This is a genomic window from Rhizobium sp. MHM7A, from assembly GCF_005862215.1.
GTDB classification, from domain to species: Bacteria; Pseudomonadota; Alphaproteobacteria; order Rhizobiales; family Rhizobiaceae; genus Rhizobium; species Rhizobium bangladeshense.
In genome coordinates this window covers 1-26771 of the sequence record NZ_VCHT01000009.1, presented here as the reverse complement: position 1 = coordinate 26771, position 26771 = coordinate 1, and the positions used below count along the sequence as shown (strand labels likewise).

Here is a 26771-nt window from a genome sequence, read left to right as displayed (position 1 = left end):
AACCTCCTAGCGAACCGTCGCCTGTTCGGCGAGCGTCTGGTTGATCTGTGCCCCATACTGCGTCTGCAGCGAGTTGACCATCTGGTCGAGGATATCATCGCCGGCGGCATTGGCCATGGCGGTGAGTTGGGCGTCGCGGTTGTTCAGCACGTCGCCGGTCGGGTGGCTGTTGACCTCGGTGACCTTCATCAGGATCTGCGTCGAGGGATCGGCGCCGACCGCGCTCGCAACCGTATCGACGGGGCCTGAGAAAGCGGCCTTGACGGCGGCGCGCCCGAGAACCGGATCATCGGTGGAGCGGGTGATGCCGCTTTTGCTTTCGACGGCGATGCCGAGCGGCGCCGCAATATCGGCAAGGGCGGTGCCCTTTTGCGCCTCGGCCTTCAATTCCTCGGCCTTCTTGGCGAGCTCGGCCTTCTGCTGCTCCGCCGTCCAGTCCTCGACGGCTTTCTCGCGCACCTCGGCGATCGGGCGGTCCCGGTCCGGTATGATTTCGCGGACATTGAACCAGACATAGCCGTCATTGCCGACCGGAAGCGGCGACGCATCGACGCCGACCTCGGTCTTGAAGGCTTCACCGAGCAGCTGCTGCTTGACGGGAATATCCTTGATCTCTTTGCCGTCCTTGTCGGCACCTGTCGCATCGATGGCGTCGACGGTTACTGCCTTGAGGTTCAACTGGCCGGCAATGTCTTCAAGCGTCGCGCCACCGGCGCGCAGGTCCTCGATTCGGTCGTGAACGTTGATCACTTCCTGAGACGCATTAGCGAGCGCCAGCTGCTTGCGGATATCTTCCTTCACCTCGTCGAAATTCTTGACCGTCTCCGCCTTGATATTGGTGATGCGCAGGATGACCGGACCGAAGGAGCCGTCGACGACAGGCGTTGTGCCGCCATCTTTCGACACCGCAAAGGCGGCATCGGCGACGGCCTGGTCGGGAACCTTGTCCTTGGTGAACTCGCCGAGCAGCACGTCGTTGGCGGTCTTGCCCTGGTCGGTGACCAGCTGGTCGAAGCTGGTGCCGCTCTTCAGCGCGGTTTCGGCGGCGGCGGCAAGGTCCTTGCTGGTGAATGTCAGCTGCTCGATCGTCCGGCTTTCCGGCGTGCGATAGGTATCCTTGCCCTTGTCGAAGGCCTCGCGGATCTGGTCGTCGGTGACGGTCGCGGCGTCGGCGATATCGGCCGGCTGCAGCTTGAGATAGATGATCTTGCGGTATTCTGGCGCTCGGTAGCGCTGCTTGACGCCTTCGAACCAGCTCGCCAGCACGTCGTCGGCTGGCGCCTTGATCGGCTCGATGTTGGCGTTGGTCAGCAAGAGGTAGTCGATGCTGCGGCTTTCATCGCCATAGAGCTTCAATGCGTCGACCAGCGTCTTCGGCGCGGTAAAACCGTTGGAAACGGCATCGACGATCTGGCTGCGGACGGCGACCTTGCTGCGCTCCTTGATGTAATCGTCCTGGCGAATGCCGGCATTGCGCAGGCGCGAGACAAAGAGCTCGCGATCGAACCGGCCGTTGACAGCCTTGAAGGCCGGATCGTCTGCGATCAGCTGAGCGAGACGATCCTCGGACAGGCCGAGGTTCATATCTTCAGCGAGCTGGTCCAGTGAGGCGCCGGCGACGAGCTCTGAGAGCACCTGCTGCTCGACTCCGAAGGCGCGGGCCTGCTCGGGGGTGAGGCGCATGCCGAACTGCTGGCCGATGCTTGCCACCTGACGCTGGTAAGCGAGCTGGAATTCGGTGACGCCCACCTTCTGATCGCCGACCGTCACGACCGTGGTGCTGTTGCCGCCAGAGATCAGCTCACGCGACACGCCCCAGATGCCGAAGGAGGCCACCAGGAGTAGCAGGAGCAGCTTGGCAACCCAGGTCTGAGCAGCTCTTCTCAGAAAATGGAACATGGAAAGGCAAACCTCGCAGTATTCATTGACCCGCGCGCGGGCAGACATTCGACGTTCCTTAAAACAAAGCCGACAGGAAATGAAGGGTTGTCACGCGAAAAGCTGCGCTGGGCTAAGATGGCGACGCAAGGCGTTGATGACGAACAAAAGATCGGCTCCGGCGGAACCTTTCAGGCCGCCATTTCGTTGAAGCGGCATCCCATGAAACAGGAGCAGACCATGGCAGAATTGAAAACCGCTTCCGCCGAATCCACCGCTGCGCGCGTCAAGGCGGATATCGCAGCAGACGATCTGTCGGCGCAGGTTACCGCACTCCGCGAAGATCTCTCCAGATTGACGGACAGCGTGCGGGCGCTGGGGCAGGGGGCAAAGTCGGTGGTCACGGACGAAGCTTCACTGATGACGGAGCGGCTGCGCGACAAGATTCGCGAAGAACCGATCATGGCGCTCGCGGTGACGGCGGGCATCGCCTATATGTTCGGCCTTCTGAGCCGCCGCTGAACATGGAAATTCGGGACGGTAAAGCCGGACGCAAGGCGCCCGGCTCTTAGTCATGTCTGCTTATGACGGGACAGTTAGCGGCGGATGGCGCGGCCCACGAAAATCAGAATGCAGGCACCGACGAAGCCGGTGATCAGGTAACCAAGCCACCCCGCCAACGGCTGAATGTTCAACAGAGCCAGGATCCAATTTGCGACAATCGCGCCGACGATCCCGAGCAATATGTTCATAAGCACGCCCATACTGCTGCTCATGACCTTTTCCGCCAGCCACCCGGCGATGCCGCCGATGATGATGGCGGCAATCCAACCCACGCCTGCGTCTTCCATAGTACTCCCTCCTGGTGAAACGACTAGCAAGAAAGCACGAAGCGAAAAAAAGTTCCACTCTCGGAGGAGCTCAAGCGCTTATGGATGCAGCAGGGTGACCGGCGTCTCGAGCAGGTAAGCGACGAATTGGAATAGCAGACCGGCTATAGCCAGAATTGCGAATCCGAAAGGCATGATCAGGCTTTTGCTAAACATTCTTTTTCTCCCTCGCGGGTAAAGCATAAGCCTAACTCCAGGCTGCGCAAGATTATTACTAATAATTGGTTAAGCGTGACATTTAAGTAGAACTATAAATACCTATAAATGATCTTCTTCACCTACGGTGACTTGGTTGGATGCAGAGAAACTGGCATGTCTCCTGATAGAAGCTAAAAAATTTCAACATCTCGGTGAATTTCACCTGAGTTAAACTTCGCCCAACACGTAACGCGGAGACCGGCCATGCAGCAATTGGGGCGCAGGTGCTGACACTGCTCCAGGAGACAATCTGGTGTCCTGCTGGCGGCGGATTGATTTTGCCGCCGACTGCGTCATTTTCCGCGAAACACAATTCAATGAGGAAAGGCTCGATGCCAAAAGCTGTGATCGCCATGGCCTGCTGCCTCTGCCTGCCGACGCTTGCAGCCTGCGGTAATACCGCATACGGGCTGAAGAAGGATGGACAAGAGGCGAGCCACGCAATGGACAATGCGACCCATCGGGTGCTTTCGTCCGGAGCCAAGAAGTAACGGCATCAACGGGGTGGCCGGCGTCAATGCGCAGGAAATCTCGGCATGAAAAAGCCCGCCTGGGGTGAGGCGGGCTTGGCATAACAGAGAGAATTGACGGACGGAAAACCGCCCCGACTAATACAGCATTTCCTTGAAGGCGCCGCCGTACGTCATTCGACGTAACCGCGACCGAAAGGTTCCGGCAGCGGCCGTCAGGATCGGGTCAGAAGTTGCCCCAATTCTGAGCGCGGGCACGAGCGCGAATAATCCGGTATTCGCGACCGCCATAGAGCGAACCGATGGTCAGCAGAAGTGTCAGCACGTCCCAGATGATATGCATGTTATCCTCTTAGTTGGACGGCTCTGCCGTCTATCGGTAATCGGCACAATAGCAATTTTTCGAACCTGCTTATATGACAAGAAATCGGGATAAGCAGGAAAAGGGGCAGGGCGCTTGCGAAGAGGCGCCGCCGCCCTCGCGCATCGGCTTTCCGAAAAACGGAAGCGATTTTCGGAAAGCACGTTGTGCAAGTTCAAAGAGTTACAGCGTCCTTTGCGCGTCTGATAAGGAGCGCGGCGCTGCAGGAGCAGCAACGTAAACACATCAGTCGACGGCAGCCCATGACGATTTTCTCCGTCCGCCACGTCACGTCCTATCGCTACCGCAGGGAGGTCGATTTCGGCGAGCATCGCCTGATGTTTCGGCCGCGCGACAGTTTCGATCAACGGCTGATCGAAGCATCGCTGACGACCTATCCGGAGCAAAGCCATGTGCGCTGGATCCACGATGTTTTCGGCAATTGCGTGGCGCTCGTCGATTTTCCACGGCCCTCATCGGAGCTTCGTTTCGAAACCTGGATCACGCTTGATCATGAGCCTCAACTCGCCCCGGACATTCGGATCGACGACGCGGCGCTGACCTATCCTTTCTCCTACGACAAGGACGAAATCGCCGATCTCGCTCCGGCGATGCAGCGCCATTATCCCGATTCGGGCGATGAGGTCGGCCGCTGGGCGCGCCAGTTCGTCCGCGTGGGGCACACGACAGAGACCGGGCACCTGCTGATGACGCTTTGTTATGCCATTCGTGAGAGCTTCGTCTATGCACGTCGCCATGAACATGGAACGCAGACGCCGCTGCAGACCTTACAACTTCGCTCCGGCACTTGCCGGGATTTCGCACTTCTGATGATGGAGGCGGCACGCTCGCTCGGTCTCGCGGCGCGATTCGTCACCGGCTATGTCTACGTCCCCGACCGGGATGGCTCCACCGTACTCGGCGGCGGCTCCACGCATGCCTGGTGCCAGATCTATCTACCGGGGGCCGGTTGGGCCGAGTTCGATCCGACCAACGGCATCGTCGGCAACCGAGATCTCATTCGCGTGGCCGTCGCCCGTGACCCGCGCCAGGCAATTCCCTTGAGCGGCAGTTATGACGGGAATAGCTCCGATTTCGAGGGCCTGACGGTGCAGGTCAATGTGACCACGCGGCAGGCGTGGCTTACCGAGGGGTGATGGCGCATTACCTCGGGCAATACTGGATTGCCCGGGGCAATGCTGGATTGCCCGGGGAGGTGCGGGATTACCGGTTGCGCGGTGGCGGGAACCGGGGCAGCGCGATCAACGTTCCATACTCACCTCCACCAAGCGGGGAGTGACGAGGAAACCGCAATGAAGATACGCGCCGGGTTTCATCTGGGCTATGAATGCATACAGCCGACGCCGATGCTGCTGGTCCTCAACATTCACCCCTCCAGGCGCGCCGATCTCCTGAGCGAGCAGGTCCTGACATTCGACCGGCCGGTCGAGGCATGGGAATATACCGATGGGTTCGGCAATGCCTGCAGCCGGATCGTCGCTCCGCCGGGGCTGACGACGATTTCCACTGAGTTCGAAATCTACGACACGGGGCAGGCCGACATCGTTCCCGTCCAGGCGGTGCAGCACGCGATCAAGGATCTGCCCGACGAGGTGCTGGTCTTCCTGCTCGGCAGCCGCTACTGCGACATAGACAGGCTCTCGGATTTCGCCTGGGCGACCTTCTCATCGACGCCGCTCGGCTGGGCGCGTGTGCAGGCGATCTGCGATTTCGTGCATAACCACATCACGTTCGATTATCAGAAGGCCGACGTTCTCAGAACCGCGCATGGCGGCTTCACCGACAAGAGCGGCGTCTGCCGCGACTTCGCCCATCTCGCCATCGCACTTTGTCGATGCATGAATATTCCCGCCCGATATTGCACGGGCTATCTCGGCGATATCGGCGTTCCGGCCGATCCCAATCCAATGGATTTCAGCGCCTGGTTCGAGGTTTTTCTCGGCGGTCACTGGCATACGGCGGATGCCCGCCACAACACTCCGCGTATCGGCAGAATTCTGATGGCGACGGGCCGGGATGCCACGGACGTCGCGATGTCGACGGCTTTCGGTCCGGCGAGGCTTTCCCGCTTCGAGGTGATCACTGAAGAAGTGCCGTAAGAGACCCTGAGGGAAGAACGGACCACCCCGGGCAGATTCTATGCCTTCTTGAGAAATTCCGTTTTCAGCACAAGACCTTTGACCTGCTTGGTGTTGCACTCGATCTCGCCGGGATTGTCGGTCAGGCGAATGCCTTTCACCAGGTTCCCCGCTTCAGCGTCTCCGAGGTGCCTTTGACCTTGAGGTCTTTGATCAACGTAACGGAATCGCCATCGTGGAGCTGGCTTCCGTTGCTGTCCTTTACAATTACGTCCTCTGCCATGATGTCCCCGCTTGATGATGCGCGAGGGAAATCACGGCGAGGCGGGATAGTCAATCACCGGCCTGGGACCGTCCCGTCCGATCCTCAGTCTCCGGGGCTCTCCAATCCGTGGCTGCACAGACCTCACGAACGCAGCTGCGAAGCCAGCGATGTGCGGGATCGGCATCCATCCTCGGGTGCCAAAGCAATGAAACCGTGAGCTCCGGCGTCGGAACGGGAAGGGGGAAACTGTGCATTCCCGCCCGCAAGGCTGCCGTGTGCAGTTCAGGCACGCTCGCGACCAGGTCCGAGGCGCGGGCGAGCGCCAGCGCTGTGGCAAAACCGCCGACGATGGTGGCGATCTGCCGTTCCAGCCCGAGCACATCCAGGGCGTCGTCGATCGCTCCTCTGTCGAGTCCGCGCCGCGAGACAGCGATGTGGCCTGCGGCCGCGTAACGGGACGGCGTGATCTCATTCAGGCAAAGCGGGTGGCCGGTGCGCACGACGCCGATGAAGCGGTCGCGGAACAAGGCCTGCGCCCGCACCTCAGGTCCCATCGTCTCACCGACGACACCGATTTCCAGATCAACGCTTCCGTCACGCAACGGCGCACTGTCCTTGTCCAGTTTCTGGACGAAGCGCAGCCGCACACCAGGGGCTTGCGGGCCGAGGCGAGTGATGAGGCCGGGGCCGAAACTCTCGGCGAAACCCTCGCTGGCGCGCAGCGTGAATGTCCGAACGAGGCGGCCGAGATCAAGCGCTGCGGCAGGACGCAGGACTGCCCGACCATCCTCGACGATGCGGCCGACCCGCTCGCGCAGCTCCAGCGCCCGAGGTGTCGGAACCAGGCCGCGCCCGGCACGCACCAGCAGCGGATCGCCCGTGGCCTCGCGCAATCGCGCCAGCGCCCGGCTCATTGCCGATGGGCTGAGCCTCAGCCTCTCGGCCGCACGGGCGACACTGCCTTCAGCGAGCAAGACATCGAGGGTGACAAGCAGGTTGAGGTCAGGGGGCGACATGCATGCGGTATAACACGATTTTCCGGTGATGTGGCGTCTTATGCATGGATGAAGTGCAAATGCTGCATGTTCCGCCATGCCAGAGGCAGGATTAGGGTTCGACGGCTCCGTTGGAGCGTGAACAAGGAGATCCTGTTGAAACCGATCATTGCAGAGCAGGGCGAGGCACTCGCCGAAAGCCGCTGTTCCGTCCGCTGGGTGCTCGCCAGCCTTTGCCTCTCGATGCTGCTGCCATCGCTCGGCACCAGCATCGCCAATGTTGGCCTGCCGGCACTTGCGCGGGCATTCGACGGCTCGTTCCAGGACGTGCAATGGATCGTTCTCGCCTATCTCCTCGCTATCACCACGCTGACCGTCAGCGTCGGACGGCTTGGCGACATGACCGGCCGCAGACGGCTTCTGCTCATGGGCATCCTGCTCTTTACGCTGGCCTCCGTCCTCAGCGGGCTTGCGCCGGCGCTCTGGCTGATGACCACCGCACGTGCGCTGCAGGGTCTCGGCGCGGCCATGATGATGGTCCTCGCAATGGCTTTTGTCGGCGAAACGGTGCCGAAGGCGAGAACCGGCAGCGTCATGGGGCTGCTCGCAACCATGTCGGCGATTGGTACCGCTCTCGGCCCTTCGCTCGGCGGCGCTCTGATCGCCGGGTTCGGCTGGCCGGCCATCTTTCTTGTCAACGTGCCGCTCGGCATCGTCGCCTTCACTCTCGCCTATTGTTTTCTGCCTGCCGACGACAACATTGGGAAAGCGGAGCGCGCCGGTTTCGACATGGCAGGAACCTTGCTGCTTGCCCTGGCGCTTTCGGCCTATGCGCTGGCGATGACGATTGGGCGGGGCAGCTTTGGGTTGCTGAATCTGGCCCTGCTGGCGGCCGCCTTTCTCGCGGCCGGTCTCTTCGCCTTAGCCGAGTCGAAAGCCGCGTCGCCGTTGATCCGGCTGGCGGTTTTCCGCAATCCGGTGCTGAGCGCCAGTCTGGCGATGAACGCTCTCATCTCGACGGTGATGATGGCGACGCTGGTGGTCGGCCCATTTTATCTCTCGCGTGCGCTCGGACTCAGCGAGGCCGGCGTTGGAGCCGTCATGTCGATCGGCCCCGTCATCTCCATCTTCGGCGGAATTCCCGCCGGCCGCCTGGTCGATCGTCTGGGAGCGCCATTCGTGATCGCTGCAGGCCTCTTTGCCATGGCTGCCGGCGCCATCGCGCTTGCCGTGCTTCCCGGAATCGCTGGCTACATCACCGCCATCGCCATCCTGACGCCCGGCTATCAGCTGTTCCAGGCGTCCAACAACACCGCCGTCATGGCCGATGTCGCCCCTGACCAGCGCGGCGTCATCTCCGGCGCGCTCAACCTGTCGCGCAATCTCGGTCTGATTACCGGCGCCTCTGTCATGGGCGCGATATTCGCGCGAGCGTCGGGAACATCGGATATCACTGTAGCACGCCCCGAGGCCGTTCACTGGGGCATGCAGATCGCTTTTGCGGTCGCAGCCATGTTGATCGCGGCAGCACTCGCCATCGCGGCCGTAACTTACCGCCGCGGGAGAGTCGCCGACAGGTTGCAGAAGTGAAGTCGGCGGTGGCGCATTGAGATCGCGCCGCTGAGCAGGAATGAGACCAAGGTCCGATCCGCCCCGGACTTCGGGCCGATACCAAAGCCTCGATCGCTGCAATAGATTTTCGCGCCGGGACAGATTTGCGGAGGTTTAACGGTGACCAAGATCTTCGTTATGGGGATGATACTGACGCCGGTAATTTTCTGGGGTTCCGTTGGTGCGCTGATCTACTCGATGTTGTCATGAACGGATATTGCGCCTTCTTTCGTGGCCCGAAATCGGACTGGAGGCCTCCCCGAAGCTGACAAGCGTGCCGCGCGGGCGCAGGCAATCCAGCGATGTGGCAAAGGTGTCGGCGCCGACAAAATCATAGACAACATCCACGCCAGTCGGATCAGCCGGCTTGAAGGGTCCGATCTTCGGATTCGCTTGTCACGCCAAAGAGTTAGTCCTCCGCATTTCCGCGAGACCGCCGCAGACAGCTAAGAGACATGTGCTTTAGCCGCGAAAGATCGTAACGGCCGCGGCGACGAGCGCGGCATTGTCGCCGGCAATCGTCCCGTCCGGCAGGTGCTTCCCATCCTCGAGGCCGACACGGGTCGAATAGCCCCGCTCGCGCGCCGATCTGGCGAACGGCCAGACGGTGTTCTCGAATCCGTGGAGAAGAATAGGCCTCAGGAGGCGGCGGCGTTCGAGCACCTCGATAATACCATCCCTGATGTGACAGGCGCGCTGCAGATCCTGTTCGTCATCGAGCTCGACGAGCACGCGAAAGACCCGCTCATGATTATCGAGGCTGACATAGCGTTCCGCATCGGCGACCGACGCCAGACCGACCTCGATCCCGACACCTTTTTGGCGAAGCAGCTGCATGACATCGGGAGCGTCGGCTTCAGACAGGTTCACGGAGGCATAATCCGGCAAGACACGCCATTGGCCGATGGCATGGCGTGTTCGCTTGAGGTCGCCTTCGATCCAGGCGCCGGTGGACACGCCGATCAGCGTTCCCGGGCAGACTCGGCGGATCGCTGCGACCGTATCGTCGACGGCGGCGAGACTTTCATTCCCATCGGCTCCACGCGGATGAACATGAACCTCGGCAGCGCCTGCCGCGACCGAAGCCGTGGCTTCACGTATCATGGCATCGATAGTCAGCGGAATGCGCGGGTGGAAATCGCTCCGCCGCGCGCCGTTGATGCAAGCTTGAACGATCATGAAGAGCCTCGCACTTATTGGATCGCCCGCGCTTTCCAGCCTAACAATCTGGAAAGACTAAGAGCGGCGCGCCAGCGCTCGCTGAAGCGATTTCTCTTGTCCTTACCTCGCTGACGATATCAAATCAGGCGCAATAAGCGATTGCCGATTTCGGCAAGCTCTTTTTCCAAAAACGGAAAGGCTGAATGGACTGGAATGATCTGTAAGTTTTTTCTCGCCGTCGCGGAGCTGAGATCGCTGGGCGCTGCAGCACACCGGCTGGCGTAAGCACGTCGATGGTCTCGCGCCGGATAGAGGCCCTCGAGCAGGGGTTGGGCTCGACGCTGTTTCGGCGCAACTTCGACAGATATGAACTGAACCAGTCCGGCCAGAGCCTTAAGAGACCGGCCGAGCAGGCAGAAACGTCACTGAAGATTCATGAGCGCTCTGCGAGGGAGGGAGAGGCCCGGATTCAGATCGTGAAAGGTGATCTGCTCGAGCTCCTGAATGAGCGTGCTGATCAACTGGAGAGCTGAGCCCCCTTGTTCATTGTCTCGGAACAAGCCCGTCAAGCAGGAAGTCCAGGCCTTTCCTGAAAACGCCGTCCCAGTCATTATCCAACAGCAGACGAGCACGCTCGATCGTCGGGTATTCTTGGCTAAGATGCGCAAGGCGCTGCTGCCCGGCGAGCATGTCTTCGTCCGAAAGGTCGAAGTTCGCACGGGTGATGGTCGCGCCCATCACATAGTTCCACAGCGACCATATCGCGCCATTCAGATCCGCCTCATTGACACCAGCTCTGGATAAGATGCTGCCCAGCAGCTCCAGACGACCGAGGATATTCGGGCCCAGCGCCCGGCGGGGCAGCAGCGACGCCGACCAGGGATGGCGCAGCATGCTGGCGCGCCAGTCTTCAAGCATATGAAAGACCGCTTGGCGCCAGTCCGGAGAGTCGCTAATTTGCGACGGTCCTCGATATTCGAGCACCGAGTCGAGCGCGAGATCAAAAACCTGCTCTTTGTTGGCGACGTGCCAATAGAGGCTCATCGCGCCTGAGCCGAGACGATCAGCCAGCCGACGCATCTTCAATCCGTCGAGGCCTTCAGCGTCCAGCAGTTCAACCGCCGTCGCGATGATCCGTTCAAGCGATAGAGGCGGGTCCTGTACGGAGGGTGCAGCTTGCCGTTGAGGGCGTTTATCCTGAGTGCCGTCGCGTTTGGCCACCATGCTTCTTTCCTAAAGATCAGGACATCGATTTAAGCCGACGAAGTGACGGATGTCGATCCTCGTCGCTTGACTCGTACAACGTACGATGCAATGGAATCGTACGTTGTACGAGTCAATCTGTTGCCGAACAGTAAGAAGCGCAATCCAACAGGCGGCGAGGGTCGTTCCAGTCCTCACGGCCGAGAGAACATCATGTCACACGCAATCAAACATCTGCTTATCGGAGGGCTGATCATCATGACCGCGGGAATTCCCAATGCGACGACGGCAAACGAGGGTGAGCTCAAGCTGACCATCGTCAATCCAAAAAGCCTCTACGACCCGACGCCGAATGGCTATAGCACGGCGGTGATCGTACCGAGCGGCGCCCGGTTGGCCTTCATCTCCGGGCAGGGCGGCCAGGACGGCATGGGAGCCTTGTCGCCGGACTTCGCCGTTCAGGTGAAGCAGGCCTACGTTAATTTGCGCAGCGCCCTCGACGGCCTAGGCGCAAGGCCGGACAAGGTTGCCAAGCTGACGGTCTTCGTGGTTGACCACGATATGTCCAAGCTCGAGGTGCTGACGAGGAATGTCAAAGACATGTTCGGCGACGAGCTTCCGGCGCAGACCCTTGTTCCCGTTCCCAGACTTGCAATCGATCCGATGCTGTTCGAGGTCGAAGCCGTCGTTGTTCTCGAATAGAGGCCGCGACTGATCCCGCCGCAGAAAACGGCGGAGCCGCCGTTTTCACCGCCGCCTGCGCTCGGGCTTTAAACGCCACATCTGATAACGTCGACCGGAACGAGCGACACATCGCGGCCGGTGAAACGAAGGCCCCGTCTCGAGACGCTTGTCATCCGTGGCCGATCGTCAATGCAATTATGGCGAAGCACACTCCGGCAGGCGCAGCGGCTTCTTTAGCTTTGTGAGCTCTTCCGCTTTGGCGCAGTCAGGAAAGCCGACAAGCTGCATAGTTTCGATCAACCGCTGGCGCTCCGCTTCGTTGAATCCGGGAATATTGACAAATCCCTCGATGGTCAAATCGGGAAACCGCGCGAGTGCGTCCGTTACCGAGACCTTCGCCTCTTCAGTTCGGCCAAGAGCTGCAAGCGCGCCAGAACGCATTACCCAGTGTTTCCTTCCGTAGTTTTCCGGCGACAAGCGGTCCAGCATCCGCAGGGCATCTTCATACCGGCCGGCCATGAAATAGGCATGACTAAAAATCCTGGCACTCCACATCGGGAAACCGGGGTTGAGACTGAGCGCCTTGTCGACCAGTTGCGCGGTGCGCTCAGGCTCGCCGAAGGTCGAGGCCCAATCGATATAGAAAGTCAGAACTTCGAACTGACCGGTTAGCGAGGCGCAGTGCGGTATCGAACTCAGCCTTGGCGCGTTCGAATTCGCCTTTGTCACCCAGATGCATGGCAAAGACAGCATGCGCCTCAGCATCGCTCGGGTCGAGCTGGACGGCGCGTTCGGCAGCCTCGGCAGACAGAGCCCGGTTCTTCTCGGCGTCAACGCCAAAACCGATCAAGATACCATGGGAATGGCTAAGTTCGACCCAAGCGCGGGCAAGGCCGGGGTCCAGTTCGACCGCGCGGGTGAGCAGCCTGACGGCCTCCTCTACATCCGCCTGATTGACTTGCTCGAGTTTTTCGGTGCCGAGCAGATAAAGTTCGTAGGCGTTGAGATTCTCGGGCGGCTTTCGGTGGGCGGAGATGCGGCCCGCCTCCTGAACCAAACCTGCGCCGCCGCCAAGGCGGTTCGAAATCTGCTCGGAAATTTCAATCTGGATTGCGAACAAGTCCTCGTCCGGCCGGTCCCAGCGCTGCGACCAAAGATGTTTGCCCGTTTTGGTATCGATGAGCTGCGCCGTAATTCTAACGCGGTCAGACTGACGCTGGATGGATCCCTCGACCACAAATCCTGCGCCAAGCGCCTTACCCACCTCACTCGGCACGGCCGGTTTGTCCCTGTATTGTTCAGTCGAGTTACGCGCGATCACGTGGAATTCAGGGAACCCCGCCAGATCGGTGATTATGTCCTCAGCGAGGCCGTCGGCGAGGCGTCCGGTCGCTTGGTCACCGCCATAGTTGTCGAACGGCAGCACCGCTACGGACGGCTTGCCACTTACTGTCGCAGTCGGCCAGTATTGCCAGACTGTCCAGGCCAAAACCAGGAGAAGGACTGGCACGGCTGCTGCTGCCCGTACCCAGTGCTGAGGCGATGACCGCGCTGATTGACGTGGGGCTTGTCCCTCAAGGATGACGCGGAAAGCCTGTACCGGTTCGGCGATATTCTTTACCTTCTGATCGCCCATCGGCTCGAACCGAAAGCCAGCTTTTTCTCAACCTCCCTGGTGACCTTTCCCGAAACACAGATGCCGCCCGGGTCTGCCAGCTGCTGAAGCCTCGCCGCGACATTGACGCCCTCGCCATACCGGTCATCGCCCTCAACGATCACCTCGCCGAGATTGATCCCAATCCTCACGCTGATCCGCTGGTCCTCGGGGACGGCGGCATTCCGTTCCGCCAGCCCGCGCTGCAGCGAAACGGCGCATTCCACGGCGTCCACTACGCTGCCAAATTCGGCGAGCATCCCGTCGCCCATCAGCTTGAAGATCTGGCCGTGATGGCGCGCAATCTCCGGCTCAAACAGTTCCTTGCGTCCCGCACGAAGGCGCTCGAATGTGCCAGCCTCGTCGCGCTCCATCAGCGCGGAATAGCCCACGACATCAGCAGCGAGGATGGCGGAAAGCTTGCGGTCCATTGGTTCGGCCTCACCAGCCGATTATAGGACTGGTCGCACTCAATTGAAACGACCGACCTCGAGCAACAGCTACTGGTGCCCCAGCTCCGAGCAGGTATCGTGGCGACGAAACAGCGCTCAGTGGCTTGTTCCCGCCGTTAAGCAGGTACCCTCAATGAGTGAACAGCGCATACCAAGACGATGTAACCGCGGTATCGATCGAACTAAGGACCGCGAATCAAAAATGCTTTCTGACTTGCATCGCCGCGACCATGATCATGCCCGCGGTATTACGCCCGCAAGCGTCGATCTTTCGTAATGATATGCTGGAACTGCTTTTCGGCGAAAACTCAGAGCAAATGCGAAAAATCTACCTGAGCACGATTGAGGCTGTTGTAGTCGCAGAAAAATCACATCGATATTCAGGGAAGCATATCTGACGTTGTTTTAGGGTCGATCAAGCGAGTCAAACAGTCTTGAACCGTCGTTCGCACATATGAACGCAGATGGCGGAAGAGGTGGGATTCGAACCCACGGTACGGTTTCCCGCACGCCGGTTTTCAAGACCGGTTCCTTAAACCACTCGGACACTCTTCCAAGTATTTGGGTGAAGAAATCCCGTTTCGGTCTTTCCGGTGGATCGGTGGTTTCTGCCGATTTGCTGCCCATCACTCACAGGCCGGCTTTTTAGCAGCTTTGATGGCAGCGTCAACTTGTTCTGCAGAGAAGCGGCTTTATCGGCCGCTTCTCTCTGCCCCCGTCAGACCAGGACGGTGAAGTTGTCAAATGCGAGCTGCGGAAAGCCGGTCGGCTCGACGTCCGGCTGAATATCGAAGCGGATAAAATCGACCGCCCCCAAGGCTGCCAACGAGATGTGCTGGCCATCGGCAATGGTGTCACCATAGACCGTCAGCGACATCTCGCTCACCTTGTTGCCACCGATATAACCCTCGAAGGTTACGAGGGCATCGACACCTTCATAGGCGGGGTCGAAATTGGTTGCGACGTCGACGCCCTCTACCGTGAAGAGCTTGCCATCGACGCGTTCGAAAAACGGATTGTAGGGATTGGTGACGACGTACTCGTTGCCGCCGGATTCAGCGACCGTCCAAAGGTTGCCATCGAGTTTGTCGCCAAACTTGAATCCTGCATAGCCCGAAACGATATCCGGCAGTCCGGGATATTCCGTGGGAGCATTCTCGAAATCGATGGAATACTGTCCTTGCGGAGGAGTATGGACTCCGATCTTGAGACTGGCGACATCGGTGCCGCCTTTTCCATCGGAGATCTTGAACGAAAAATTCTCGCCAAAGACTCCGCCGGGCTCAAGAGCGCTTGGATCATTGACCGTGTAACTATAGCTGCCATTGCTCCAAATCGTCAGCGTTCCATGCTCACCCTCGATAGTGAGATATCCCGGCTCGCCCGCCTTGTTGGGAATTCTTATGCCGTTGACGAACTGAACCTGAAGCAGATCGCCATCGGAATCAGACGCTTTATCGAGAAGATTTCCTTCAATGGCCTCCGCTGGTGCGTAGTCGTGGACCGACACGTCAGGCACTATTGGTTTGTGATTTGCCATGGCTCGTCTCCCAAAGATGAGCGTGGAAAGGACGCCGGGCTGCGACCCAAGCGCTGCGAATAAACTTTCTACTCCACTTTGAGTCAAGAAACAAAGTACACGCCTTAAGGGAGCGACAGCCAATGCCATTGGCGTGAAGGACACGTTAACGAGAGAGCAGGAAGCCGATAAACTACCCTGGGGTGAAAGCCCAGTCACAGCCACCGCGTGGAGAACAGCTGCTGCACAATCGGTGTCTCGATCCGGTACTTCTCGACGTCTCAATGCAGCCCGGTGTTTACCATATGCCCCGCATCGGCACGCCGATTTTGGCTCTCACTGCAACAGCGGGAGGGCAGGGCAGAGGGCTTTGCGTTAGCGATTTATAAACCATAATGATTAGAATTTTCGCTATCACTGGGAAATCGTTCGTAAATTTGCCACGAACCCAGCAAGATTAAAGTCTCGTTAGGCGGGTGGGAATAAGGCGTTATTGGCCCGAGATGGGACAAGGTTCTTAACCATAGCGATCTTTGAGCGGCGTGGGATATATGAGATTGGGATACGGGGCGGCGTCTTTCGCAACGACAGCGCGGTGGCTTGCGATATCGGCGATGTGTGCGACGGTTGCAGCTTGCGGTACGACACAGGCGGTGCCGAAGAAAAAAGCGCACGGCAAGGAGTATTTCTCCGAATCCGAATATGGCGTGAAGGCCAGCCCCCGCGTCGCCACCGGCAAGAATATCCCGAAGGGCGGCGGCCGTTATATAGTCGGCAACCCCTATGCGGTAAAAGGCAAGTGGTACTATCCCAAGGAAGACTTCGCGTATAACAAGGTCGGCATCGCCTCCTGGTACGGCTCGGCTTTTCACGGGCGCCTGACGGCGAACGGCGAAGTCTACGACCAGATGCACCTTTCAGCCGCGCATCCGACGTTCCCGCTGCCGAGCTACGCCCGCGTTACCAATCTCGAGAACGGTTCCTCCATCGTCGTGCGTGTCAACGACCGCGGCCCCTATCACGAAGGCCGCATCATCGACCTTTCCAACAAGACCGCCGACATGCTGGATCTGCAGCACAGCGGCACTGGCAAGGTGCGCGTGCAATATGTGGGCCGCGCCCGCATGGACGGCCATGACATGCCCTATCTGATGGCCTCCTACGTGCCGAAGGGCAGCCGGATCCCTGGCGTCAATCCGGAAGGGCAGATCGCAACCGGCGTCATGGTCGCCTCCAACAGCCGCAAGATCACCCGCGATCAGCTGCAGAGTGCGGAAAATTATGAAACGCGGCCGGCCAAGGTGCCGGTGCCGTTGTCGGGAACCTCCTATGCCGGCTCGACGCCGAGCGCGCGCTACAATGCGGCGCCCGGCCTTGCGCCGGCCGCCCATGTCCTAGTGGCGCCATCGGCTCCTTCCTCTGCCGCTGCGCCGGGCTTCGATCAGATGGTCGTGTTGCCGGAGATCGGTCCCGTGCCCTATGAGCGGCCCTATGGCGGGTCTCAGCCTTCCCTCGCGCTCGGCTACCAGAACGACGCGGTGAAAACGGTGACGGTCGATCTCGCATTCGACGCGGTGATGGCGCGCAATGATGGGCTGACGCAGGCCTCGATCGTTGCCTCGGCGAAACGCCAGCAGGCAAAATTCGCAGCGCGCTGAGCATGGCGATTGCATCGGATTTCGCCGCGCTCTAACCTTCTCAATACGCCGTTGACCGATGGGAAATGCGATGCTGAGGCCTGTGCTTCGCCTGCTTGCATGTCTGATGCCACTCGCCGCCAGTGCACATGCTGCCGACGGGGGCGCAGCCGGTTTTGCCACCAAGGCGGCGCAGGCTTATATGATCGAGGCCTCCACCGGCACGGTGCTTCTCGCCAAAAACGCGGATCAGGGCTTTTCGCCGGCATCGCTCGCCAAGATAATGACGATGGATCTGGTCTTCGAGGCACTGACCAAGGGCCAGATCACGCTCGATACCGAGTACCCCGTTTCCGAATATGCCTGGAGGACCGGCGGCGCGCCGTCGAGGACGGCAACGATGTTTGCGGCGCTGAAGTCGCGCGTACGCGTCGAGGATCTGATCAAGGGCGTCGCGATCCAGGGCGCCAATGACAGTTGCATCATCCTTGCCGAGGGGATGGCCGGAAGCGAACAGCAGTTCGCTCAGTCGATGACCCGCCGCGCCCGCGAGCTGGGCATGGAGAACGCGGTGTTCGGCAATTCCACCGGCCTTCCCGACGGCAAGAGCAAGGTGACGGCGCGCGAGATGGTGACGCTTGCTGCCGCTCTCCAGCAATCCTATCCCAATCTCTATCCCTATTTCGCGCAGCCGGATTTCGAATGGAACAAGATCTTCCAGCGCAACCGCAACCCGCTGCTCGGGCTCGATCTGGGCGCCGACGGGTTAGCGACCGGCTTTGCCGAGGGCGAGGGTTATTCAATCGTCGCCTCGGTCCAGCGCGACGGCCGGCGCCTGTTTTTGACGCTTGCCGGCATCGCCTCCGACAAGGAGCGGACAGAGGAGGCCAAGCGCGTGCTCGAATGGGGACTAACCGCCTTCGAGAACCGACAGATTTTCGGCGAGCATGAGGTGATCGGCTCAGCCAGCGTCTATGGCGGCATGGCGCGCACCGTCGATCTCGTCGCCAAGGTGCCGGTCAGCGTCTATATTCCAATCAGCAATCCCGACCGGCTGTCGGCGCGCATCGTCTATCGCTGGCCGCTGACGGCGCCGGTGAAGCCGGACTATCAGGCCGGCACACTCAGGATTTTCGCCGGCAGCCGGCTGCTCAGGGAAGTGCCGCTCTATACCGCGCAGGCCGTCGGAAAGGGTTCGCTCAGCAGCCGGGCGGTCGACGCCATGCTGGAACTCGGCGAATCGCTGTTCTTCTCCTGGCTCTGGGACAAGTCCGCCCCTGGCTGAACGCCTTATGCGCACCGCAATTTCTGCAGATCGGGGAGTTGCGCACGGCGCTTTCTTACACGCGTGTCGTTGCCGCACAGTCATCTCCAGACTTGAACGCCCGATCTTCTGATACAATTTGCGGGAAAGGTGATTGTGTCGCCGCGGCGAAAGGTTTTCCTTCCCGGTGTCTTCGGATAGATAGAAGAGGCAGGGCGCGCGTGCGTGCGGCGTCCGGAATGCGGGAAGTTGTCATTGTCATCCGGTACGGGACTGTTCGTTACGTTTGAAGGCGGGGAAGGCGCGGGGAAGTCCACGCAGATCCGCCGGCTCGCCGAGGCGTTGGAAGGCGAGGGGCGTGAGGTGCTGGTGACCCGGGAGCCCGGTGGGTCGCCGGGCGCGGAGGCCGTGCGCCACGTGCTCCTGTCGGGCGCTGCCGAGGCCTTCGGCACTCGAATGGAGGCAATCCTCTTTGCGGCAGCGCGCAACGATCATGTCGAAGAGGTGATCCGGCCTGCCCTTACGTCAGGTAAGATCGTGCTCTGCGATCGCTTCATTGATTCCTCCCGCGTCTACCAGGGCATCACCGGCAATCTCGAGCCCGATTTCATCGAAACGCTGCAGCGGGTGGCCATCAACGGCGTCATGCCGGATTGCACCTTGATACTGGATATTCCAGCAAAGGTCGGGCTGGAGCGGGCGCAGAAGCGCAGCGCTTCGGAGGGTCCGGACCGCTTCGAGAAGGAGCGGCTCGAAACGCATGAAAAACGGCGCGAGGCCTTTCTCGATATCGCGGCTCGCGAGCCGGAGCGCTGCCATGTGGTCAATGCCATGCAGACGGAAGAGGCGATCGCCGCCGAGATCCTGGCAATCGTCAAGCGTCTCATATCGCCCGCAGACCGCGCGCGGATGCCCGAAGCCGCCCATCATGAGTGATGCCTATTATGAGTGAAGATAGGCCGGGACTGCTGGACGGCGCCATATGGCCCGCAGAAAATACCAGGCTGTTTGGCCATGAGGAGGCGGAGTCCTTCCTCGCGCAATCCTATCGATCCGGCAAGGGCCATCACGCCATCCTGATCGAAGGCCCGCAGGGCATCGGCAAGGCGACGCTCGCCTTCCGCTTCGCCAATCACGTGCTCTCGCATCCCGATCCCGACGCGGCGCCGGAGATGATCGGCGATCCTGATCCCGCTTCCGCCGTCAGTCGGCAGATTGCCTCCGGCGCCTCGCACAACCTCCTGCATCTCGCCCGGCCGGTGGACGAAAAGACGGGCAAGGTGAAATCGGCGATTACCGTCGACGAGGTGCGCCGTGCCGGCAAGTTCTTCTCGCAGACCTCAGGCACCGGCAACTGGCGAATCGTCATCATCGACCCGGCCGACGACATGAACCGCAACGCGGCCAACGCCATTCTGAAGATCCTCGAGGAGCCGCCGAAGCGGGCGCTGTTTCTGGTGCTGTCGCACGCACCAGGCCGGCTGCTGCCGACGATCCGCTCGCGATGCCTGCCGCTGAAACTGACGACGCTTGCCGACCAGGCACTTGTTGCGGCCCTTGCCCATCTCGGCATATCAGGCGAGGGCGGCGTGCTTTCGGCAGCCAAGGGTAGCGTCGGCGAAGCCTTGAAGCTCTTGAACTATGGCGGCGGCGAAATCATCGCCTGTTATGACGAGGTGCTTTCGGCCGAGGGGCCTTCGGCGCGCAAGGCAATGCATCGGCTGGCCGAGGCACTTTCGAGCAAGGAAAGCGACACGATTTTCGATTTCTTCGTCAGCCACGTCGGCGACGACATCATGAGCCGCGCTCGCGCGGCTGCAGGCGAGGGGCAGATCGCCACGGCCGAACGACTGGCGCGGCTCTATTCGGAAGTTACCGAGCGGCTTACCATTTCCGACGCCTATAATCTCGACCGGAAGCAGACGATCATCGGTATTCTCGCGGATATCAAAAAGCCGGGTCCGTAGCCAAGATTTGGGCGGATCAGCCGGCCAGCAGCTTCCATGCGACGACGCCAAGCGTCACGGCGAGAACGATGCGGATGGTGCGTTCGTGCAGTTTCGGCGCCAGAAGGCTTCCCAGAATGATGCCGGGGATCGAGCCGACGAGCAGGGCAAAGAGCATCGGCCAGTCGATCTCGCCGATCAGCCAGTAGCCGGTGCCGCCGATCAGGGTGAGGGGTACGGCGTGGACGATATCGGAACCGACGATCTCGCGCACATCGAGCCTGGGATAGAGGACCAGCAGGATCGTCACACCAAGCGCACCGGCACCGACTGAGGTCAAGGTGACGAGCACGCCGAGACAGAATCCGAAAATGACGGTGAGGGCAAGAATGGTCGCGGGTCCTGGCGGCGTTCGTTCGCCGATGGCGCGGCGCGCCAATTCGAGTATCGGACCGCGAAAGATCAGCATGATCGCGGTCATCACGAGAAGCCAACCGAGGGCTGATGTGATGGTGTTGGTCACGCCGATGCTCTTGCGATCGACGCCTGCCAGCAGCCAGAGCATCAGCAAGGCAGCCGGCACACTGCCGGCGGCGAGACTGCCGACGATCTTCCAGCTGACACGCCCATGCACGCCGTGAACGGCGGTGCCCGCCGTCTTGGTGATCGCCGCATAGAGAAGGTCGGTACCGACGGCGGTCGCGGGATGAACGCCGAAGAGCAACACCAGCAACGGTGTCATCAGCGAACCGCCGCCAACGCCGGTAATGCCGACAAGGGCGCCGACGAACAGGCCCGAAAGCGAATAAAGAGGCTCGAATGTCAAGCAAGCGCCTCCAACGGCGCCCGTCCACGACTATCGCGATAGATGAAAACTGGCACTTCGTTCGGTCCTGCCCCTCTTCTGACGACCGGTAAATTGCGTGCGAGACGGAGTCAAGTTCACGAGCCCGTGTCCTGGAAATCATGGACGGCAGCAAAACTTGATGTTTCGCTTGACGGTTACATGCGCTAAGAGCGGCTGACCATTGATAGAATAAGCCGGACATTGGCCGCCATGACAGACAAGACACCCTTCTACATCACCACCGCGATTTCCTACCCTAACGGCAAGCCGCACATCGGCCACGCCTATGAGCTGATCGCGACGGATGCGATGGCGCGCTATCAGCGCTTGGATGGCAAGGACGTCTTCTTTCTGACGGGCACCGACGAACATGGCCAGAAAATGCAGCAGACCGCGCGTGCCGAAGGGATCACCGCGCAGGCGTTGGCCGATCGCAACTCCGGCGAATTCGAGGCGATGGCGAAGCTGCTCAGCGCCTCGAACGATGATTTCATCCGCACGACGCAGCAACGTCATCACGAGACGTCGCGGAATATCTGGAAGCTGATGGCCGACAACGGCGACATCTACAAGGACAGCTATGCAGGCTGGTATTCGGTGCGCGATGAGGCCTATTACCAGGAAAGCGAGACGGAGCTGCGCGCCGACGGCGTGCGCTACGGCCCGCAGGGCACGCCCGTCGAGTGGGTGGAAGAGGCGAGCTACTTCTTCAAGCTCTCCGAATATCAGGACAGGCTGCTTGCGCATTACGAGGCCAATCCCGATTTCATCGGTCCGGCCGAGCGGCGCAACGAGGTGATCTCCTTCGTCAAGTCAGGCCTGAAGGATTTGTCGGTCTCGCGCACAACCTTCGACTGGGGCATCAAGGTGCCGAACGACCCTTCGCACGTGATGTATGTTTGGGTGGACGCGCTGACCAACTACATCACGGCGACCGGCTATATCGAGGACCGCAACGGCCCGCGAGCGAAATACTGGCCGGCCGACGTGCACATCATCGGCAAGGACATCATCCGCTTTCACGCCGTCTATTGGCCGGCCTTCCTGATGTCGGCGAATCTGCCGCTGCCGAAGCGCGTCTTTGCCCATGGCTTCCTACTCAACAAGGGCGAGAAGATGTCGAAGTCGCTCGGCAACGTCGTCGATCCCGTCAATCTCGTAAACCATTTCGGTCTCGACCAGGTGCGCTACTTCTTTCTGCGCGAAGTCTCCTTCGGCCAGGACGGCAGCTACAGCGAAGAGGCGATCGGCACGCGCATCAATTCCGACCTCGCCAATGGCATCGGCAACCTCGCCAGCCGGTCGCTGTCGATGATCGTCAAGAATTGCGACGGCAAGATCCCGGAATGCGGGCCGCTGACCGACGAGGACAAGGCGATGCTGGCCCAGGCCGACGCGCTGCATGCATCGACGCGCGAGGACATGGGAAAGCAGCTCATCCATCGTGCGCTTGCCTCGATCATTGCGGTGGTTTCGGAGGCCGATCGCTATTTCGCCGGTCAGGCGCCCTGGGCGCTGAAGAAGACGGATCCGGCGCGGATGGGAACAGTGCTTTACGTCACGGCCGAGGTGGTGCGCCAGATCGCCATCCTGCTGCAGCCCTTCATGCCTGATTCATCCGGCAAGCTGCTCAATCTCGTGGCCGCGCCGGCAGACAAGCGCGATTTCGCCGCCCTTGGCGAGGCGGGCCGCCTCGTTGCCGGTACGGCACTCGAAGCGCCGACGCCGGTCTTTCCGCGCTATGTGGCTCCGGAGGCCTGAGGCCGTGCTGATCGATACCCATTGTCATCTCGATTTCGCCGACTTCGAGGCGGAGCGCGATGAGATCGTCACGCGCGCCCACCAAGCCGGCGTCAAGCAGATGGTGACGATCTCGACGCGCGTGCGCAAGCTCGACGGGCTGCTCGCCATCACCGAAAGATATCCGTCGGTATTCTGCTCCGTCGGCACGCATCCGAACAATGCCGGCGACGAGCTGGACATACAGACAGAAGAGCTGGTGCGCCTTGCTAATGCTCATGAAAAGATCGTCGCAATCGGTGAAGCCGGTCTCGACTATTTCTACGATACGCAGAAGCCGGAGGACCAGCAGACCGGCTTTCTCCGCCATATCGCAGCGGCGCGCATCACGCAGCTGCCGCTGGTCATTCACAGCCGCAGCGCCGATGAGGACATGGCTGCTATCCTGACCGAGGAGGCGGGGAAGGGGGCCTTCCCTTTCATACTGCACTGCTTCTCGGCTGGTCCGGAGCTAGCAAAAACCGGTGTCGAGCTTGGCGGCTATGTCTCCTTCTCCGGCATCCTGACCTTCCCGAAGTCGGAAGAGCTGCGTGAGATCGCCAAGACCGTCCCGCATGAACGGCTGCTGGTGGAAACGGACGCGCCCTATCTCGCGCCGAAACGCTGGCGCGGCAAGCGCAACGAGCCGTCCTATGTCGTCAACACGGCCGAAGTGCTCGCCGAGACGATCGGCCTTTCCTATGCGGACGTCGCCCGGATCACGACGCAAAATGCGTTGCGCCTGTTCTCGAAAATGCCGAGGATCTAGCGGCGTGCTCTACCGGCGGCGTTTCACCATTCTCGGCTGTTCGTCGTCACCGGGGGTTCCGCGCATCACCGGCGACTGGGGCGCCTGCAATCCCGACAACCCAAAGAACCGGCGTACGCGCGCCTCTTTCATGGTGCAGCAATTCGGCCCTGACGGGGTGACAACGGTCGTTATCGACACCGGGCCGGATTTTCGCGAGCAGATGATCAGGGCAGGGGTCGACCATGTCGATGCGGTGCTCTACAGCCATCCGCATGCAGACCATATTCATGGCATCGACGATCTGCGCGGTTATTTTCACAATACGCGCCGCCGGGTGCCGATCTTTGCCGACCAATTTACGATGGACAGGCTACGTGAAGCCTTCGGCTATTGCCTGGAAACGCCGCCCGGCAGCAATTATCCGCCGATCGTGCTGCCCATTGTCATCGAAAATCTCAACGAACCCGTCGAAATCCGCGGCCCCGGCGGCAAGATCGATTTTTCACCGCATATCCAGCAGCATGGCGATATCCATTCGCTCGGCTTCCGGATCGGCGATGTGGCTTATTGCAGCGATATCAGCGATTTCCCGCCGCAGACCGTCGAGAAACTGCAAAACCTCGATGTGCTGATCATCGACGCTCTGCAATATAGCTATCATCCAAGCCATCTGTCGCTGGAACAGTCGCTCGACTGGATCGGCCGGCTGAAGCCAAAACGGGCGATTCTCACCCATATGCATACGCCGCTGGACTACGATGCGGTGATGGATCAGACGCCGGATCATGTGGTGCCGGCGTTTGATCAGATGAGCTTCGAGACCGAGTTTCTCGTTTAACTCAAGCGCTGCGGCGTCCCTCCTTATCAAATGACTGTCAAAGCGGGATCGGGGTTGAACCCGACCCCTGACGCAGCTCACTGGATATAGGGAAGGAGCTCGATCGCGCCGCGATAGATCATGTCAAGCGAGACATAAAGGATGATCAGCAGACCGACATACGCGATCCAGCGATGACGGCTGAGCAGCCGGGCGATAAAGTGCGCCGCGATGCCCATCAGCGCGATCGACAGGCCGAGGCCGATGACCAACACGCTCGGATGTTCGCGCGCAGCGCCCGCAACGGCGAGCACGTTGTCGAGCGACATCGAAACGTCGGCAACGACGATCTGGGTCGCTGCCTGAAAGAAGGTCTTTCTCGGAACGCCTTCGCCGCTTTCGGCGACCTCTTCCTCGTGGTGGCCGTTGCGAAGCTCGCGCCACATCTTCCAGCAGACCCAAAGCAGCAGCAGGCCGCCGGCCAGCAGCAGGCCGACGATCGCCAGCAGATAGACGGCGATACTGGCAAAAAGAATACGCAAAATCGTCGCGGCAAGAATGCCGATGACGATCGCCTTGCGCCGTTGCGTGGCCTCGAGGCCGGCTGCGGCCAGACCGATGACCACTGCGTTGTCGCCGGCGAGAACAAGGTCGATAGCAATGACCTGCAGCAAAGCCGTCAGACCGGCTGCCGTGAAGATATCCATATGAAATGTCCCCTATGCGTCAAGAGCCGTGCTAGCGTCTCGGCGGTTTGACGTCAACCGCTGAGGAATAGAACAGACGGTGCAATTCACTGCCTGGTGCATCCGAAAAGATAAGCGGCAACGTTATGGAACTGCAGGTGGAATAGCGCCAAGCCGTTGCCGTTGGGTGGAACATTCATCTCGGCTGCCGGTTCTTCAAGTCAGAAAACCAGGCGTCGGGTCGACGGCTGGAACGAGACATCGAGAGGAGCGTTCCGTGAGCAACATTCACAACGATACCAATCCGGCTTCTTCAGGCCCGATGGGCGGCGGCAGCCTTACCGCATTCTTCGACAGCCGGTCCGAAGCCGAATCCGCGGTCTCCCGTCTTGAGGATGCGGGCGTGCCGGTCGCGAGAATAAGATTGATGCCCGGATATGAGGCGGATGAAAAAAATGCGGGCGTCATCAGCGACGACCGTAGCGGCTTCTTCGACGCGCTGGCCGACTTCTTCTTCCCGGACGAGGATCGGGCGATGTATGCAGAAGGGCTGAGGCGAGGCGGCTTTCTCGTCCAGGTCAATGACATCGACGACGCGCTCTATGAAACCGTTCACGATATTCTGGACGACGAGGGCAGCATCGACATCGATGAGCGGGCGGATCTCTGGTTATCGGAAAGCGGCCGCCAAGGTGGGTCCAATACGGGTTTTGCAGGCTCGGCCCATGGCGGCAAAGCCGCGGAGGACCTGGCCGTGTCCGAAAGCGCGTTCGAAGGATCTCCCGCCGGCGATGCACGATGGGTCGCGGTGCGTGATACCGCGCACGGGAGCGCCAAGGTGCGTGCCTATACCTTCAGCGAAGGATCCACATCATCCAATGACCAGGATCGGCAATCACAGACTCAGTCGCAAGGCGGATCTCACCAGAGCCAAGGTTTCCGGCGCGACCATTGATATCTAAATTGCCGGCGCAATACCGGGCATCCTTTGCGCTCGCTTAATCGAGGAGATGTCCATGCAATCCTCCATCAACCGCGACGGCTTTCTTCCGCTCGACCCCGACGAACTGGTCGAGGAAGGCGAACTTCCTTTTCCCGATGCAGCCGCCGACACTGCACGTGAAAAGGCCGAACAAAGCCTGCACCACCTGCAGCGGGAGCTAAGACTGCTGCGCGCCCGAATGGGCCTGCTGCGTGAAGATGCGGAAGCGGCGCTGAAAGCCAAGGCAACAGCAGTCGATGCAAATGCCCATGTGCAGCTCGGCAGCTATCCGTGGCTCAAACTTGCCGTCGCCACAGGTATGGCATTCGTAGTAGCGAGGGCGATCAGAAGGATGCCATTCGGCGTGTTGCTGGGCGGTCTTGCCGGTCATGTCTCGCAGACGAGACGGTGGTGAACGATCTGACGAGTTCGAGTGAGACGGCGAAAAGCGAGATGTCGGAACGCGCAAGGACCGAAGTCTTTGGCGCGATTGGCAAAGGCTTTTGTTCCATAATCTGTCTTATGCCACTTTTCGCTGTAGCGGGGGTACATTCTATTTCCAAGTGCGACATGCTTATAAAAACAATGGCTTCGCCTTGGAGATATATGCATGTCCCTTTGC

At 60.2% G+C, this 26771-nt stretch carries 25 protein-coding genes, 1 tRNA gene and 3 pseudogenes; 17 read left to right on the top strand and 12 right to left on the bottom strand.

All coding sequences use genetic code 11. The features are described 5' to 3' along the window. Window positions 1-6 precede the first annotated feature (6 nt). The gene (locus FFR93_RS25375; protein ID WP_138395378.1) at window positions 7-1899 is read right to left on the bottom strand and encodes a peptidylprolyl isomerase; all 1893 of its coding nucleotides are present in this window, start codon (window positions 1897-1899) and stop codon (window positions 7-9) included. 219 nt (window positions 1900-2118) lie between these two features. Here FFR93_RS25375 and FFR93_RS25370 point away from each other — a divergent pair, with 219 nt between their 5' ends. Next, the gene (locus FFR93_RS25370) at window positions 2119-2400 is read left to right on the top strand and encodes a hypothetical protein (RefSeq protein ID WP_064710587.1); all 282 of its coding nucleotides are present in this window, start codon (window positions 2119-2121) and stop codon (window positions 2398-2400) included. Between the two features lie 74 nt (window positions 2401-2474). Here FFR93_RS25370 and FFR93_RS25365 read toward each other — a convergent pair whose 3' ends face one another. After that, window positions 2475-2729: a GlsB/YeaQ/YmgE family stress response membrane protein gene (locus FFR93_RS25365; RefSeq protein ID WP_064710560.1), complete on the bottom strand. Its 255-nt coding sequence runs from the start codon at window positions 2727-2729 to the stop codon at window positions 2475-2477. A 569-nt stretch (window positions 2730-3298) separates the two neighbouring features. Between FFR93_RS25365 and FFR93_RS25360 the strand changes: the two genes are divergently transcribed. From FFR93_RS25360 to FFR93_RS25345, 3 genes are all read left to right on the top strand, one after another. Beyond that, window positions 3299-3457 carry an entericidin gene (locus FFR93_RS25360; protein ID WP_138395192.1) on the top strand — a complete coding sequence of 53 codons (159 nt, stop codon included), beginning with the start codon at window positions 3299-3301 and terminating at the stop codon, window positions 3455-3457. A gap of 603 nt (window positions 3458-4060) precedes the next feature. Beyond that, entirely contained in the window at window positions 4061-4954 is an 894-nt protein-coding gene (locus FFR93_RS25350; RefSeq protein ID WP_138395190.1) for a transglutaminase family protein, read from the top strand. Window positions 4955-5110: 156 nt separating this feature from the next. Next, the gene (locus tag FFR93_RS25345) at window positions 5111-5917 is read left to right on the top strand and encodes a transglutaminase family protein (protein WP_064710563.1); all 807 of its coding nucleotides are present in this window, start codon (window positions 5111-5113) and stop codon (window positions 5915-5917) included. A 38-nt stretch (window positions 5918-5955) separates the two neighbouring features. Here the strand turns inward: FFR93_RS25345 and FFR93_RS25340 are convergent. Further along, window positions 5956-6179: pseudogene (locus FFR93_RS25340) on the bottom strand (alkylphosphonate utilization protein). A gap of 50 nt (window positions 6180-6229) precedes the next feature. Beyond that, window positions 6230-7177: a LysR family transcriptional regulator gene (locus tag FFR93_RS25335; protein ID WP_138395189.1), complete on the bottom strand. Its 948-nt coding sequence runs from the start codon at window positions 7175-7177 to the stop codon at window positions 6230-6232. 135 nt (window positions 7178-7312) lie between these two features. On the opposite strand from FFR93_RS25335, the gene FFR93_RS25330 reads away from it, so the two are divergent. Then, complete coding sequence (locus FFR93_RS25330) at window positions 7313-8746, top strand: MFS transporter (protein WP_138395188.1); 1434 nt, start codon at window positions 7313-7315, stop codon at window positions 8744-8746. A gap of 261 nt (window positions 8747-9007) precedes the next feature. Here the strand turns inward: FFR93_RS25330 and FFR93_RS25325 are convergent. Together FFR93_RS25325 and FFR93_RS25320 are read right to left on the bottom strand one after the other, a co-directional pair. Beyond that, window positions 9008-9148 (bottom strand): annotated as a pseudogene (locus tag FFR93_RS25325) (zinc-binding dehydrogenase); the annotation flags it as partial. Window positions 9149-9229: 81 nt separating this feature from the next. Then, complete coding sequence (locus FFR93_RS25320) at window positions 9230-9946, bottom strand: 3-keto-5-aminohexanoate cleavage protein (RefSeq protein ID WP_138395187.1); 717 nt, start codon at window positions 9944-9946, stop codon at window positions 9230-9232. Between the two features lie 233 nt (window positions 9947-10179). Between FFR93_RS25320 and FFR93_RS42085 the strand changes: the two genes are divergently transcribed. Next, a complete protein-coding gene (locus tag FFR93_RS42085; protein WP_348640335.1) occupies window positions 10180-10461 on the top strand; it encodes a LysR family transcriptional regulator in 282 nt (93 codons plus the stop codon). Window positions 10462-10471: 10 nt separating this feature from the next. Here FFR93_RS42085 and FFR93_RS25315 read toward each other — a convergent pair whose 3' ends face one another. Next, window positions 10472-11152 carry a TetR/AcrR family transcriptional regulator gene (locus FFR93_RS25315; RefSeq protein ID WP_138395186.1) on the bottom strand — a complete coding sequence of 227 codons (681 nt, stop codon included), beginning with the start codon at window positions 11150-11152 and terminating at the stop codon, window positions 10472-10474. A 192-nt stretch (window positions 11153-11344) separates the two neighbouring features. On the opposite strand from FFR93_RS25315, the gene FFR93_RS25310 reads away from it, so the two are divergent. Next, window positions 11345-11833, top strand: coding sequence for a RidA family protein (locus FFR93_RS25310; RefSeq protein WP_138395185.1), 489 nt, complete (start codon window positions 11345-11347; stop codon window positions 11831-11833). Window positions 11834-12010: 177 nt separating this feature from the next. Here FFR93_RS25310 and FFR93_RS25305 read toward each other — a convergent pair. The 3 genes and pseudogenes from FFR93_RS25305 to FFR93_RS25295 all read right to left on the bottom strand — a co-directional run bounded on the left by FFR93_RS25305 (window position 12011) and on the right by FFR93_RS25295 (window position 15461). Beyond that, a pseudogene (locus FFR93_RS25305) lies at window positions 12011-13900 on the bottom strand (adenylate/guanylate cyclase domain-containing protein). A 486-nt stretch (window positions 13901-14386) separates the two neighbouring features. Continuing rightward, a tRNA-Ser gene (locus tag FFR93_RS25300) sits at window positions 14387-14476 on the bottom strand. Window positions 14477-14639: 163 nt separating this feature from the next. Continuing rightward, window positions 14640-15461 (bottom strand): Ig-like domain-containing protein, encoded by an 822-nt coding sequence (locus tag FFR93_RS25295; RefSeq protein ID WP_064713665.1) that lies wholly within the window; start codon window positions 15459-15461, stop codon window positions 14640-14642. Window positions 15462-15991: 530 nt separating this feature from the next. On the opposite strand from FFR93_RS25295, the gene FFR93_RS25290 reads away from it, so the two are divergent. From FFR93_RS25290 to FFR93_RS25275, 4 genes are all read left to right on the top strand, one after another. Then, window positions 15992-17098 carry a septal ring lytic transglycosylase RlpA family protein gene (locus FFR93_RS25290; RefSeq protein WP_138395184.1) on the top strand — a complete coding sequence of 369 codons (1107 nt, stop codon included), beginning with the start codon at window positions 15992-15994 and terminating at the stop codon, window positions 17096-17098. 70 nt (window positions 17099-17168) lie between these two features. After that, window positions 17169-18362 carry a D-alanyl-D-alanine carboxypeptidase family protein gene (locus FFR93_RS25285; protein WP_138395183.1) on the top strand — a complete coding sequence of 398 codons (1194 nt, stop codon included), beginning with the start codon at window positions 17169-17171 and terminating at the stop codon, window positions 18360-18362. A gap of 234 nt (window positions 18363-18596) precedes the next feature. Beyond that, window positions 18597-19277 (top strand): dTMP kinase, encoded by a 681-nt coding sequence (gene tmk, locus FFR93_RS25280; protein ID WP_138395182.1) that lies wholly within the window; start codon window positions 18597-18599, stop codon window positions 19275-19277. Between the two features lie 8 nt (window positions 19278-19285). Beyond that, window positions 19286-20308, top strand: a complete 1023-nt coding sequence (locus FFR93_RS25275) for a DNA polymerase III subunit delta' (protein WP_138395181.1) — start codon at window positions 19286-19288, stop codon at window positions 20306-20308. 16 nt (window positions 20309-20324) lie between these two features. Here the strand turns inward: FFR93_RS25275 and FFR93_RS25270 are convergent, their stop codons facing one another. After that, window positions 20325-21113, bottom strand: coding sequence for a sulfite exporter TauE/SafE family protein (locus tag FFR93_RS25270; RefSeq protein ID WP_138395180.1), 789 nt, complete (start codon window positions 21111-21113; stop codon window positions 20325-20327). A 231-nt stretch (window positions 21114-21344) separates the two neighbouring features. Between FFR93_RS25270 and metG the strand changes: the two genes are divergently transcribed. Genes metG through FFR93_RS25255 form a run of 3 tightly spaced genes read left to right on the top strand, consistent with a single transcriptional unit; the run spans window position 21345 to window position 24502 of the window. Then, window positions 21345-22895 (top strand): methionine--tRNA ligase, encoded by a 1551-nt coding sequence (gene metG, locus FFR93_RS25265; RefSeq protein ID WP_138395179.1) that lies wholly within the window; start codon window positions 21345-21347, stop codon window positions 22893-22895. Window positions 22896-22899: 4 nt separating this feature from the next. Next, window positions 22900-23682 (top strand): TatD family hydrolase, encoded by a 783-nt coding sequence (locus FFR93_RS25260; RefSeq protein WP_138395178.1) that lies wholly within the window; start codon window positions 22900-22902, stop codon window positions 23680-23682. Between the two features lie 4 nt (window positions 23683-23686). Next, on the top strand, window positions 23687-24502 hold the full coding sequence (locus FFR93_RS25255; protein WP_138395177.1) for an MBL fold metallo-hydrolase: 816 nt from the start codon (window positions 23687-23689) through the stop codon (window positions 24500-24502). Window positions 24503-24579: 77 nt separating this feature from the next. Here FFR93_RS25255 and FFR93_RS25250 read toward each other — a convergent pair whose 3' ends face one another. After that, on the bottom strand, window positions 24580-25188 hold the full coding sequence (locus tag FFR93_RS25250; RefSeq protein ID WP_138395176.1) for a TerC family protein: 609 nt from the start codon (window positions 25186-25188) through the stop codon (window positions 24580-24582). Between the two features lie 256 nt (window positions 25189-25444). On the opposite strand from FFR93_RS25250, the gene FFR93_RS25245 reads away from it, so the two are divergent. The 3 genes from FFR93_RS25245 to FFR93_RS41295 form a co-directional block, all read left to right on the top strand. Further along, window positions 25445-26122, top strand: coding sequence for a hypothetical protein (locus FFR93_RS25245; protein WP_138395175.1), 678 nt, complete (start codon window positions 25445-25447; stop codon window positions 26120-26122). Window positions 26123-26183: 61 nt separating this feature from the next. After that, on the top strand, window positions 26184-26564 hold the full coding sequence (locus FFR93_RS25240; protein ID WP_138395174.1) for a hypothetical protein: 381 nt from the start codon (window positions 26184-26186) through the stop codon (window positions 26562-26564). Further along, window positions 26561-26771: hypothetical protein (locus FFR93_RS41295; RefSeq protein ID WP_205910750.1), on the top strand; the 211-nt coding region annotated here is incomplete at its 3' end. The genes FFR93_RS25240 and FFR93_RS41295, both read left to right, overlap by 4 nt.